Origin of the sequence: Thalassospira australica (assembly GCF_044790785.1) — a bacterium.
In the GTDB taxonomy this organism is placed as follows: Bacteria; Pseudomonadota; Alphaproteobacteria; order Rhodospirillales; family Thalassospiraceae; genus Thalassospira; species Thalassospira australica_A.
Genome location: NZ_CP085258.1, coordinates 3,003,434 through 3,015,695, shown reverse-complemented (window position 1 = coordinate 3,015,695; position 12,262 = coordinate 3,003,434). Strand labels below are relative to the sequence as shown.

At 56.2% G+C, this 12,262-nt stretch carries 10 protein-coding genes; 6 read left to right on the top strand and 4 right to left on the bottom strand.

The window, feature by feature from the left end; translation table 11 throughout:
* The first annotated feature begins 60 nt into the window (after window positions 1-60).
* Window positions 61-1,983 carry a sigma-54-dependent Fis family transcriptional regulator gene (locus LG297_RS14155; protein ID WP_404421311.1) on the top strand — a complete coding sequence of 641 codons (1,923 nt, stop codon included), beginning with the start codon at window positions 61-63 and terminating at the stop codon, window positions 1,981-1,983.
* Here the strand turns inward: LG297_RS14155 and LG297_RS14150 are convergent.
* Both LG297_RS14150 and LG297_RS14145 read right to left on the bottom strand, forming a co-directional pair.
* Complete coding sequence (locus LG297_RS14150; RefSeq protein WP_404421309.1) at window positions 1,980-2,486, bottom strand: Lrp/AsnC family transcriptional regulator; 507 nt, start codon at window positions 2,484-2,486, stop codon at window positions 1,980-1,982. The two genes, LG297_RS14155 and LG297_RS14150, sit on opposite strands and share 4 nt — an antisense overlap.
* A gap of 36 nt (window positions 2,487-2,522) precedes the next feature.
* Entirely contained in the window at window positions 2,523-2,657 is a 135-nt protein-coding gene (locus LG297_RS14145; RefSeq protein WP_404421307.1) for a hypothetical protein, read from the bottom strand.
* Here LG297_RS14145 and asnB point away from each other — a divergent pair.
* The 3 genes from asnB to LG297_RS14130 all read left to right on the top strand — a co-directional run bounded on the left by asnB (window position 2,656) and on the right by LG297_RS14130 (window position 8,308).
* Window positions 2,656-4,596 (top strand): asparagine synthase (glutamine-hydrolyzing), encoded by a 1,941-nt coding sequence (gene asnB, locus LG297_RS14140; RefSeq protein WP_404421305.1) that lies wholly within the window; start codon window positions 2,656-2,658, stop codon window positions 4,594-4,596. The genes LG297_RS14145 and asnB overlap by 2 nt on opposite strands.
* A 247-nt stretch (window positions 4,597-4,843) precedes the next feature.
* Complete coding sequence (gene glpD, locus LG297_RS14135) at window positions 4,844-6,382, top strand: glycerol-3-phosphate dehydrogenase (protein ID WP_404421303.1); 1,539 nt, start codon at window positions 4,844-4,846, stop codon at window positions 6,380-6,382.
* A gap of 213 nt (window positions 6,383-6,595) precedes the next feature.
* Window positions 6,596-8,308, top strand: a complete 1,713-nt coding sequence (locus LG297_RS14130; protein WP_404421301.1) for a Na/Pi cotransporter family protein — start codon at window positions 6,596-6,598, stop codon at window positions 8,306-8,308.
* Here LG297_RS14130 and LG297_RS14125 read toward each other — a convergent pair.
* Together LG297_RS14125 and LG297_RS14120 are read right to left on the bottom strand one after the other, a co-directional pair.
* The gene (locus LG297_RS14125) at window positions 8,305-8,778 is read right to left on the bottom strand and encodes a GNAT family acetyltransferase (protein ID WP_404421299.1); all 474 of its coding nucleotides are present in this window, start codon (window positions 8,776-8,778) and stop codon (window positions 8,305-8,307) included. The genes LG297_RS14130 and LG297_RS14125 overlap by 4 nt on opposite strands.
* Before the next feature lie 198 nt (window positions 8,779-8,976).
* Complete coding sequence (locus LG297_RS14120; protein WP_404421297.1) at window positions 8,977-9,627, bottom strand: hypothetical protein; 651 nt, start codon at window positions 9,625-9,627, stop codon at window positions 8,977-8,979.
* A 211-nt stretch (window positions 9,628-9,838) separates the two neighbouring features.
* On the opposite strand from LG297_RS14120, the gene LG297_RS14115 reads away from it, so the two are divergent.
* Window positions 9,839-10,564: a response regulator gene (locus tag LG297_RS14115; RefSeq protein WP_404421295.1), complete on the top strand. Its 726-nt coding sequence runs from the start codon at window positions 9,839-9,841 to the stop codon at window positions 10,562-10,564.
* On the top strand, window positions 10,561-12,132 hold the full coding sequence (locus LG297_RS14110; RefSeq protein ID WP_404421293.1) for an ATP-binding protein: 1,572 nt from the start codon (window positions 10,561-10,563) through the stop codon (window positions 12,130-12,132). The genes LG297_RS14115 and LG297_RS14110 overlap by 4 nt, the downstream gene beginning before the upstream one ends.
* Window positions 12,133-12,262: the final 130 nt, after the last annotated feature.

Below are 12,262 nucleotides of genomic sequence, written 5' to 3'. Positions count from 1 at the left end.
GGCCGGGCCATGCCAGAACGCATTCCCGACAAAATACCGACGCAAGGGAGATAACGTCTTATGTCTGGAAACCATTACGGTGGACGGATCGAAGCTGCGTTGCAGTTAAGTGGCGTCGCCCAAAATCGCGCCGTGCTTGAAAGCTGGCAGCGTTGCGAACAGCGCTTTGGTCTGGCGCATGACACGCTGCGCCGTCCCGAAATCATGCCCGAAAGCCAAACCCGCCAGCGCCGTGATCGCAGCGGGCGGCTTTATCATCATGCCCATGATCTGGTGCGCACTCTTTATCGCAAGATCGATGCGTCGGGCTATGCGGTTTTCCTGACCGATAATGACGGTGTGATCCTTGACAGTGTCGCGGCCCACACGCTGCTGCCGTCGTTTCGCACCAACGGCCTTTTGCCCGGTGCCGTCTGGAGCGAGGAACGCGAGGGCACCAACGGTATCGGCACCTGCATCGTTGAAGGCCGTCCGATCACCATCCACAAGGACGAGCATTTTCTGGCGCAACATGCGGTTCTGACCTGCACGGCGGCCCCGGTGTTTGACCCCGAAGGGCAGGTTTGCTCCGTCCTTGATGTATCTGCCGTGCGCGATGACATCAAACGCACGGATTGTTTGCGGGTCCGAAGCCTGATTGCCGATTATGCCGATGCGCTTGAGCGTATTCTTTTCTTTGATGAATGCGCGTCCGACCTGATCCTGCATCTTCATCCCGACGCACAGCATGTCGGATCGACCCGTGACGCCCTGATTTCCATTGGTCCGGATGGCAATATCCGCGGGGCGACGTCGACCGCACGCCGTTTGCTGGCGGCGGCGGATAATGCGCGCGATGTCCAGTCGATGTTCGGGTTTGATCTGGATGGCCTGATCGCGAAGATTGGCGTGGGCGAGGGGGCATCAACTTCTGCATCGGCCAAGGCCCTGCCCGTCAATGGTGGGGGGCTTTTGTTCGGGCGGGTGACTTTGCCTGAAAAGCAGCGGCGCAAATTCATTTCGTTGCGTCCTGCACCCGTTTCGCGTCCCGTCAGCCGGACGCCTGCAAACGAAGCCGATCACATCCCTGATCAGGACCCGGCAATTCGTCGTCTTTACAAGGTCGGCAGCAAGCTTCTGACCAATCGTATCAATGTTCTGATGTCGGGCGAAACCGGCAGCGGCAAGGAACATATGGCGCGCGCCATTCATGCCGCCGCAGTCGGTGCGCGCAAACCGTTTGTTGCGATCAATTGCGCGGCCCTTCCCGAAAGCCTGATCGAAAGCGAATTGTTTGGTCATGCCGGTGGTGCCTTTACCGGGGCGGCGCGCGATGGCTTTGGCGGGCGGATCAAACAGGCCGATGGTGGGACGCTGTTTCTGGATGAAATCGGTGATATGCCGTTATCGGCACAGGGGCGGCTTTTGCGCGTGCTTGAACAGCGCACGGTGGAGCCGCTGGGGAGTACCAAATCCGTGCCGGTCAATTTCCGTCTGATCTGTGCCAGCAATGTTGATCTGACCCGTGCGGTGGCGGATGGCAAATTCCGCGAAGATCTGCTTTACCGGATCAAAGGTGCGCGCCTTTCCCTGCCAGCACTTCGCGAACGGTCCGATCTGCCCGATCTGATCGACCGGCTTCTTCGCGGTATTTCCGGAGATATGGCGGGGAATGTGCGTTGTTCGGACGACGTTCTGGAACTGTTGTCACGCCATGACTGGCCGGGCAACATTCGCGAGCTGGTCAATGTCTTGCAATATGCCTGCGTCTTTGCCGAAGGTGGTTTGATCCTGCGCGATCACTTGCCCGATGAATTCCACGAAACCGTTATGCGCGACCCGACCCCTGCCGGATCGATCCTGAAACGGGCTGAAGCCGATGCGTTGCGCCAAGTCCTTGAGGATCATCGCTGGCATATCAGCAAAACCGCCAAGGTGCTCGGCATCAGTCGCAATACGCTTTATCGCAAGATGGACCGGTTCAATATAAGGCGTGAAGCCTAGCCCTTAAGCACACCGTCAAGCGGCGAGGGCGCGGTGAGGCTTTCAAGCGGATAGCCGGAAAAGGTTTTGGTGCGTTCCATCACAACATGGCCGCGGAAATTCTCGATCCCGATATTGGCGGCCAGAAGCTTTTCTTTCAGCCGGTTGAAATGCGCGATATCGCGACAGATCATATCCATCGTGTAATCGAACGGACCGGCGATTTTATAGCAGGAAATGACTTCGGGTACGTCGGTGATCGCGGCTTCGAACCGTTTGAAGTCGTCAACCAGATGATTGCCCAGCGTAATCTCTGCCATGATGTGCAGGTTGGCACCGATTTTATCAAGGTCGATTTCCGCCAGATACTGCGTGATCAGCCCGGCTTCTTCAAGCTTGCGCACCCGTTCCAGACAGGGCGAGGGCGACAGATTGACCTCTTCTGAAAGATCAAGGTTCGAAATCCGGCCGTTGGTTTGCAAAACCTGCAGGATTTTGATGAACAGTCGATCCAGTTTCAGCATGGTCATTCCAGCTTGATGGGCAATGCTGCCTGTTTATCACCGCTTGCCATCGTGTGCGACCAAAATCCCCGGAACAAACTGCGAATCCGTGGCGGCATCCCCATGATTTTCGTTGTCGAACGCGCCCGGATCGTTTTTAAGTAGGGGCAAATAATAAAGGGATATTTTCATGTGCGGCATCACCGGTCTGTGGCTTGGTCGCAATAGCGACGGCGATAAATTGCGCGACACCATCACGCGCATGACCGATGCGTTGCTGCATCGTGGGCCGGATGGCGGCGATGTCTGGTGCGATAAAGATGCCAGGCTGGCACTGGGGCAGCGTCGCCTTGCCATCATCGATCTTTCCGATGCCGGCAAACAGCCGATGCATTCGGCCGATGGCCGTTATGTCATGGTCTATAATGGCGAGGTCTATAACGCCGAAGACCTGCGTGCCAAACTGGCTGGTGATAACATCGCCTGGCGCGGCCATTCTGACAGCGAAGTGATCCTTGAATGTATAGCCCGTTGGGGCGTGCGTGATACGGTCAAACGCCTGATCGGCATGTTTGCCATCGCCCTTTGGGATAAAAAGACCGGCAAGCTGACACTGGTGCGTGACCGTCTTGGGATCAAGCCGCTTTACTGGTCGCGCTATGACGGCAACATCGCTTTTGCGTCCGAGCTTAAAGGCCTGATTGCGGGCAATGTCATCTCGCGCGAGGTCAATCGTACCGCCCTTGATGCCTATTTGCGGTTTGGTTATGTGCCATCGGGGCATTCGATCTATGCCCATGCCAAAATGCTGCAACCCGGTCACATCCTTGAAATCGCGGGCGAGGGGCACGCATCCGAATTCGCATACTGGTCGGTCGAGGACGCGGTTATCAGTGGCCAGAACCATCATTGGAGTGGCGATGACCAAAGTGCGATTGACGCGCTGGAAGATTTGCTGCGCGATGCCGTCGAACGCCGCATGATTGCGGATGTGCCGTTGGGCGCGTTTCTGTCGGGCGGCATTGATTCCTCGACTGTCGTTGCCCTGATGCAATCGGTTTCGGATCGGCCGGTGAAAACCTATTCCATAGGCTTTGATCATGATGCCTATAACGAGGCGGCCTTTGCCGGTGAAGTCGCCAAACATCTTGGCACCGACCATACCGAGCTTTACGTCACCGCCAAGGATGCGCTTGATCTGGTGCCGCGTCTTTCGGAAATCTATGACGAACCGTTTTTTGACAGTTCATCCATCCCGACCTGCCTGATTTCATCGCTGACCCGCAAGGAAGTCACGGTTGCCCTTTCGGGTGATGGCGGCGATGAGACTTTTGGCGGCTATAATCGGTATCTTTGGGCGCGCCAGATCAGCAATATCGCCAAAAACATCCCGTTCGGGTCGTCGTTGCTGTCCAAGGGGCTGACGGCGCTGTCGCCTGCGCAATGGGATGCCCTGATCGGTCTTGTACCCGGCAAGCGCGGGACGGCGGCATTGGGCGATAAAATCCACAAGGTGGCACCACTTCTGTCGATCCATGATGATCTGGATCGCTATCAGGCGTTGCTTTCGCTTTGGAACCCCGATGTCCTGATGGCGGATGAACCGGGTAAGCCCCGCAAGAAATTCCGCATTCCGGGCGAAAAATTCTGCCGCAATCGAAACCTTGATTATGTGTCTGCGATGCAGGTCATGGATACGATGATGTATATGGTCGATGACGTCCTGACCAAGGTTGACCGGGCATCAATGGCAAGCTCGCTTGAAGTTCGCGTGCCTTTGATTGATCATCGGGTGATCGAATTTGGCTGGCGTATGCCAGCGCACCTTAAGCTGGATGGTTCGGTGGGCAAGATCGCCCTTCGGCGTATCCTTTACAAATATGTTCCGCACGAATTGATCGACCGCCCCAAAACCGGCTTTGCTGTACCGCTGGCGGAATGGTTGCGCGGGCCGCTTAAGGAATGGGTCGGGGATTTGCTGGCACGCGATGCGCTTTATTCCGATCTTGGCCTGAACCGGGCTGAAATCGACAAACGCTTTAACGAACATCTTTCAGGTCGCAAGAACTGGTCGCAGCAGCTTTGGGCGATTGCCATGCTGTCTGACTGGCAGCGCCGCTGGCTTTCCTGATCCCGTCTTCATATTCCGGCCTCTGAAACACTCCGTCTTCTGGCGGAGTGTTTTTGTTTGTGCAACAAATAAATCTGTTCATATTTTTCAAAATCGAAATTTTTATGCAAACTTTCCCGGTATTTGAGGAGGTGAACGTGTCAATAGATGCTGAGTGACTATAAATTGTCACAATTCATCGCTTGAAAATTTTCGAAAATGAAATATTTTATGGTCAATATCGAAACTAAAGCGCGGAAGACATGCCATGCAGAACCATTCGGAATATGATCTGATCATTGTCGGCGGCGGGATCAACGGGGTGGGGATCGCCCGTGATGCAGCCGGTCGCGGGCTCAGGGTCCTGCTGTGCGAAATGAACGATCTGGCAAGTGCGACTTCTTCGGCCAGCACCAAGCTGATTCATGGTGGTCTGCGTTATCTCGAACATTATGAATTTCGTCTGGTCCGAGAGGCACTGAACGAACGCGAAGTCCTTCTGGGCAACGCGCCGCATATCATCTGGCCGCTGCGTTTCGTTCTGCCCCATGTTCCCGGCCTGCGGTCGGCATGGATGATCCGCCTTGGCCTGTTTTTGTATGATCATCTTGGCGGTCGTAAAAAACTGCCGGGAAGCGAAGGCATCTCACTGCGCAAGCACGTTGCGGGGCAGCCGCTCAAGGCCGGGATGGGCAAGGCATTCGTCTATTCCGATTGCTGGGTCGATGATGCGCGACTTGTGGTTCTGAATGCCATGGATGCCCGCGAATGCGGGGCCGAAATCCTGACGCGCACCCGCTGTGTCGGCGCGACCCGGCAGGGTGGCAAATGGCAGGTCACCTTGCGTGATCGCGACAGCAACGCCGAACGCATCGTTAGTGGCAAGATGCTGATCAATGCCGCCGGTCCGTGGTGTGCATCGCTGATTGATCCTGAGAATGGTGTGGTCGAGGCCGAAACCAGGGCGAATATCCGTCTGGTCAAGGGCAGCCATATCGTGGTTCCGAAACTTTTCGATCACGATCATTGCTATATTTTCCAGAATCCGGATGGCCGTATCGTTTTCGCCATTCCCTATCAGGATGATTTCACCCTGATCGGCACCACCGATGTCGATTTTAACGGCGACCCGGCCAAGGTTGAAATCGGCGCTGACGAAGTCGATTATCTGTGCAAGCTGGCTGGTGATTATTTCGAAACACCGATTTCGCCGATGGATGTCGTCTGGTCTTATTCCGGGGTACGTCCGCTGTATGCAGGGGACGGCGAAGTTGCCAACGCATCCAAAGTCTCGCGTGATTACACGCTCAAACTCGAAGCCGGGCAGGGCAAGGCCCCGGCGCTGCATGTATTTGGTGGCAAAATCACCACCTATCGCAAGCTGGCCGAACATGCCCTGCAACTGATTTCAAAACAGCTTGGCGTGGTGGATCGTCCGTGGACGGCGGGCGAAGCCCTGCCGGGGGGTGATTTGCCCGATGCATCCTTTGAAAATGCTCTGCAATCCAATGGTGCCCGATATGACTGGCTGCCCGAAGCCACCCTGAAACGTCTTCTGCGCGCCTATGGCAGCCGGATCGAAAAGCTGCTTGATGGTTGCAACAGCATGGCGGACCTTGGTGTCTGTTATGGCTATGACCTGTATGAAGCCGAAGTCCGTTACCTGGTCGATCAAGAATGGGTGTGCGAGGCCGAAGACCTTGTCTGGCGTCGCTCCAAACTTGGTCTGCGCCTGTCAGAAGATCAGATTGCCGTGCTGCGCAAACGTCTGGCATCGGTAAAATCGGACCGGATTGCAGCACAGTAATCGGCTTGCTCGTCATTTCACGTTTCCCGGGCGGGCGTAACGGCGGGCATCGAGTCTGGTCTATGCGCGCAATTTCTGTGTGCTATGATGCGATATCAATAGCTTATGGCAGGTTGCGCGCCGATGTCATTCTTTCGCTGTTTAGCGTCCCTCTCCATCCTGATCACTTCCGTTCCGTTGGATTGCGCGCTCGCCGCGACCGGTGATCCTTTAATGCCGGAATTAAACGCAGGCTGGATGGCCGTCGGCCTGTTGGGCGGCCTCGCACTTTTCCTGTATGGCATGGATCATCTGGCGACCGCGCTTAAAACGCTGGCCGGTGGGCGGTTGCGTGCAATCCTTGCCAAAATGACGCGAAACCGTTTCATGGCAGCGCTTTCCGGGGCGGCGATTACCGGGCTTGTCCAGTCTTCCAGTGTGACGACGGTTCTGGTGGTCGGCTTTGTCTCGGCCGGGTTGATGAATTTCGGGCAATCGATTGCGGTGATCATGGGGGCCAATGTCGGCAGTACCCTGACCGCGCAGATCATCGCGTTTCGGATCGATGCAATCGCACCGCTGATGATTGCGATCGGATTTGGCGTCATGAGTTTCGTTCCCCATCGTGGCTGGTCGCTTGCCGGGCGGGCACTTTTGGGGATGGGGCTTTTGTTCTTTGGCATGGGCATGATGAGCGACGCGATGGAACCGCTTCGCACCTATGGCCCCTTCATCGATCTGATGGCGCAAATGACCAACCCGCTGATCGCGATTGCGATTGCCGCGGCCTTTACCGCCCTTGTGCAATCAAGTGCGGCAACAACCGGGATTGTCATTGTGCTGGCGGGACAGGGACTGGTGCCGCTCGAAGGCGGAATTGCCCTGATCTTCGGGGCGAACATCGGCACCTGTTTCACAGCCCTTCTGGTGACGATTGGCAAGAACCGCGATGCGATGCGCACGGCCCTTGGTCATGTGTTCTTTAACGTGGTCGGGGTGCTGATCTGGTTACCGTTCATTTCGCAACTGGCCGATCTTGTGCGCGTCATATCGCTTGGCGGAAATGGCGGGCAGGTCGATATCGCGCGTGAAATCGCCAATGCGCACAGCATTTTCAACATTGCCAATGTGGCGATCATGATCGGTTTCGTGCCGTGGATTGCGCGTCTGATCGAAAAATGTGTGCCGGTGCGTGATGTGTTCGAACCGCCGCTTGACCCGGCACCAAAATTTCTGGTCAATGAAATTGCCAATACCCCCTCTGCGGCCCTGATGCTGCTGCGAAACGAGGTCATGCATATGGGTGATATCGTCTGCGATGTCGTGCGGCGCGGGCGCGAAACCATGCAGAACCCGACACGCGAAAAGCTTGAAAAAATTGCTGAGCTTGATGACGGAATTGACAGTCTTCAGGATGCGATTGCGCGGTTTGCCGGAAAACTGCGCCATTCCGAATTGCTGCCATCGGATCAGAACCGGTTGTTAAACAAGCTTGCGATCAGCAATCATCTTGAGGCCATCGGTGATATTATCAGCGAGGAAATGACCGAGCTGGTCGGCAGATTGTTATCCGAACGCAATCTGCCATTATTGGATAGCCGTGAAAAAATGTCCGAATTATTCACTTTTTCTGAGGAATGCCTGAAGCAGGCGCTGACCGCCTTTGCCAGCGACGATGTCGAGGCCGCCAACCGCGTTTTGGCCCGCAAGGCAGAGTTCATTGAAAAAATGGACGTCACCCTGCGCCGGATCAGCGATGATATCGGCCCGCGCGACGCCGATATTCGTCGTTACCGAACCGAGGTCGCGCTGGTCGAACGCATCAACCGATTATATGTACGCGCGCGCCGTATCGCACGGGCGTCGCTGGCAATTGCGCGTGATGATCGGGGCGACAACAGCAACAGCCCGGAACGGGCATCGACCGCGCAGCCGGTGGCACCTTAACGGCTGTTTGTCTGTTCGCCGCGATCAGCGGGCGGGGTGTCGATGTCTTTTTGCATGACCGTGACATCCAGCGCGCGATAGCCAAGATGACGGTAAAAATCCTGCATCGCACCGTTTTCCGACCGCACCATCAATTGCATGCGCCAGACACCGTGTTCGCGCAGCCAGTCTTCGCCAATCGCAACCAGCTTTTTGCCAAGCCCGGTTTTCTGATAGGCGGGTGCGACCGCCAGATAATAAATCCAGCCGCGATGTCCGTCATGACCGACCATCACGGTCGCAATGATGATACTATTGGAATCTTCGCAGACCATCAGGGTCGAATTGCGATCCGAGAGCGCAAAACGCACATCCCATTCCGGCGGATTATAGGGCCGGTAAAGCCCGGTCTCCTGCCAAAGTTTGGTGATCGAGGGAATATCGGTTTCAAGGGCAGTACGCGGGGCAGGGGAAAGGTCGGTGGCAGACATCAGGCAGCTCTTGGTTTCTAAAAACGCAGAATGATCAGAGATCGAAGGCACGTCAAACCAAAAGTCATACAAATAGAAAAAATGGCGCCCCCAGGGGAAATATCGGGGGCGCCAGTAATGTCCGGGCTATCGGTTGGGTGGGGAAACCCGGACAAAGGGAGTTGGGTCGAAGGGTCGTGCGTGTATTGGCAAAGCCGGTTAGCTGATCGGGCGGCCGGTCACGCGGCTAAGCTCCATTTCGCGGACGATGTCGCCTGCCTTGTTGGTGACGGTCGCGATATAGGTGCCGCGCGGTGTTTCCTTGATTTCGCCCAATATCAGTTCGCCGCCGCCAAACCGGATCACCATGGCATTTGCCAGAAGGGTCATCTGTTCGGTGGTAAAGCGACGGTCAAAGCGGTCTTCACGGTCCGGTTTGGGCATCATGCGGTGGATGTCGCGCATTTCGCCGCGATCCGGGCGACCGGATTTGGCATCGAATGTGACGGTGTCAACAACGTCGTCATTGGCATTCAGCAGGGTGACTTCGATTTCCTTGCCGTCATCGACGGGTTTGGCATCGCCGGTTTTAAGTTCGGTCGTGCCACGACGCAGCAGCATCGCATCGACCAGAATTTTGGCTTCATCCACCGTCAGCGGTGTGGTGCGGCGCATGCCGTGCTTGCCATACATGCCTTTGTGGTGGTCGCCGTGATGATTGCCGAATTTCGGACCGTCGCCACGATCATCGTCATTCATATGCCACGGGCGATGATCGCCACCCGATGCAAGGGCGGTGGCGAACGGGGTTGCGACAATACTGGTCGCGATCAGAAGGGATGCGATTTTAAGTTTGCTGTTACGGGTCATGCGGGCCTCTTTTCGTTGGGGGGACGTTTTGTTTGACTGAGGTCTTTATGAACCTGATTTGTCGCGAAATGATCCCGGTTAGAGGGCTAAATGGTCGCAATGTTTACCAAAACGACCTTTTGCGACAACCTGATACAAATTGCTGTTTTTGATGGGGCATCGGGCGCGATAAGCTGGGATCGGATAATGTTGGAAAGACAGGCAAAGCTTAATGAGTGATCCGGCCCATATTCTTGTCGTTGACGACCACCGCGATATTCGCGATTTGCTGGGGCGGTATTTGCGTCAGCACGAATATCGCGTGACGCTGGCATCTGACGGGCGCGAATTGCGCAGGCTGATGGGTGAAAACCTTCTGCCCGATCTGATCGTGCTGGATCTGATGATGCCCGGCGAAGACGGGCTTAGCCTGTGCCGCTGGCTGCGTGAAAATCATGATGTGCCGGTTGTAATGCTGACAGCACTGGGCGAGGAAACAGACCGCATCATCGGCCTTGAAATGGGCGCGGATGATTATCTGGCCAAACCGTTCAATCCGCGTGAATTACTGGCCCGGATCAAGGCGGTGCTCAGGCGGGCGCAAAGCCTGCCAAGCGGGCGGCGCGGTCAGAAGGCCGGGGGTGAAATTGCCTTTGATCGCTGGATACTGGATCGCACGCGGCATGAATTACGTGACGAGAACGATGTTGTGGTGCCTTTAAGTGCGGGGGAATTTGCCCTGCTATGTGCCTTTGTCGATCATCACAATATGGTGCTGAACCGCGATCAGTTGCTGGACCTGACCAAGGGGCGCGAAGCCATTCCGTTTGACCGCAGTATTGATAATCAGGTCAGCCGCCTGCGCAAAAAGATCGAACCCGATCCGAAAAACCCGACCCTGATCAAAACCGTCTGGGGCGGGGGATATATGTTTACCTGCGATGTGGTGAAAAAATGAAACTGCGCGGTTTCATTTCCCGTTTCTGGCCGGAAACCCTGGTCGGGCAATTGGTTTTGCTGATCCTGGGGGCGGTTATTCTGACCCATGTCGTTCTGGGTTTGCTTCTGGCCGAGGAACGGCGCGATGCATTGCTGAGCGAACGTCGCGGCGGGGCGTTGGCCCGTGTGGCGGCGATTTCGCGTGTTCTGGCGGCAACGCCGTCGGAAAACTGGCGCGATGTGCTGCGGGTCGGTCAGTCGCCGCAAAGCATCATGCGTCTGGTTGATCAGCCTGATAACAGCTTGCCGATGTCAGACATCAGTTACACATTAAGTGACCGGCTTAATCAGGCGCTTGATGAACCTGTCGTTCCTGCACGGGTGCACGTCCTGTCCGAAGATGATTGCCGTGCGGTCGAGGAACGCGAGAAAAAGGACCGCAAGAAACACCGCGATGATGACGGTGACCGTCATGGTAAAATGCATGGCAGGGGCTGGCCTGGGGATTGGGAATCCTATCAGCCGGGCCACAAACGCCCGCGGTTTTTTGACCATCTGGATTGTGTCGCGGCCCCTTTGATGCAGATCAGCGTCCCGATCTTTCCGGTGAATGGCGACGAAGCCACGACAGACGATGACACGGTCAGTACGGGTACGCAGAATCTCGATCAACCGGTGATCTGGCTGGAAGCTCGGATCAATGGTGTTGCCCCGCCACCGCGCGTGGTGCTGCAAAATATCCTTCGCATTGCTGTTTCGGCGATCCTGATCGGGATCATTGCCTTCTTTCTGGCGCGGCGCATGACGCGGTCCTGGGCGGTGCTGGCGCAGGCGGCCGACCGTGTCGGGCGCGGCGATTATCCCGAACCGGTTCCCGAAAACGGCCCGATTGAAATCCGGCGCGCTGCCACGGCATTCAACCGTATGACGGCCCGGCTTAAACGCTTTGTCGAGGATCGGACAAGGATGCTGGCGGCGATTTCGCACGACCTGCGCACCCCGATCACATCGCTTCGCCTGCGCGCCGAATTTGTCGAGGATGCCGAAAACCGGTCGCGGATCATCGAGACATTAAATGAAATGGAACAGATGGTCGAAGCGGCCATGACCTTCGCCCGGGAGGAAACCGCGAACGAGGAAACCCGCAAGATCGATATCGCCGCCCTGATCGAGGCCGCGGTCGAAGATCTGGCCGAAACCGGCAGGCCGATCCGTTTTCTGGGTGACGGGGCACCGCGGGTTTATCCGTGTCGGCGGCTGTCGATCAAGCGTGCGCTGGGCAATCTGATTTCAAATGCACTGACATTTGGCGATCAGGTCGAGGTGGCCCTGAAGCCAGCCGATGATGGCGGGATATGGATAGAAATCAGCGATGACGGGCCGGGTATTCCCGCTGATCAGCGCGATCAGGTGTTTGAACCGTTCTTCCGGCTTGAAACCTCGCGCAATCGGCAAACGGGCGGGATCGGGCTTGGCCTTGCGATTGCCCGCACCGCAATCCGGGCGCATGGCGGCGAGATTTATCTGGAAGAAGCACCCGCAGGCGGGCTTCTGGCCCGTATCTACCTGCCGCCGATAGCCCATTGATCCGGAATCCGGAAGCAATAAGGTTTCGCTGGATTGACCTGGTTTTGTCAGGAATAATGTGAAGCAGTACAGTTTTTGCGATTTTGCGATTGCGAAATCGTAAGCCTGTCCCATTTATGCGATGTAATAT

Excerpts from the sequence above, each read along its gene's own strand:
- LG297_RS14150 (WP_404421309.1), bottom strand. The coding sequence starts at position 2,486 with ATGCTGAAACTGGATCGACTGTTCATCAAAATCCTGCAGGTTTTGCAA.
- LG297_RS14145 (WP_404421307.1), bottom strand. The coding sequence starts at position 2,657 with ATGAAAATATCCCTTTATTATTTGCCCCTACTTAAAAACGATCCGGGC.
- LG297_RS14115 (WP_404421295.1), top strand. The coding sequence starts at position 9,839 with ATGAGTGATCCGGCCCATATTCTTGTCGTTGACGACCACCGCGATATT.
- asnB (WP_404421305.1), top strand. The coding sequence starts at position 2,656 with ATGTGCGGCATCACCGGTCTGTGGCTTGGTCGCAATAGCGACGGCGAT.
- glpD (WP_404421303.1), top strand. The coding sequence starts at position 4,844 with ATGCAGAACCATTCGGAATATGATCTGATCATTGTCGGCGGCGGGATC.
- LG297_RS14130 (WP_404421301.1), top strand. The coding sequence starts at position 6,596 with ATGCCGGAATTAAACGCAGGCTGGATGGCCGTCGGCCTGTTGGGCGGC.
- LG297_RS14125 (WP_404421299.1), bottom strand. The coding sequence starts at position 8,778 with ATGTCTGCCACCGACCTTTCCCCTGCCCCGCGTACTGCCCTTGAAACC.
- LG297_RS14120 (WP_404421297.1), bottom strand. The coding sequence starts at position 9,627 with ATGACCCGTAACAGCAAACTTAAAATCGCATCCCTTCTGATCGCGACC.
- LG297_RS14155 (WP_404421311.1), top strand. The coding sequence starts at position 61 with ATGTCTGGAAACCATTACGGTGGACGGATCGAAGCTGCGTTGCAGTTA.
- LG297_RS14110 (WP_404421293.1), top strand. The coding sequence starts at position 10,561 with ATGAAACTGCGCGGTTTCATTTCCCGTTTCTGGCCGGAAACCCTGGTC.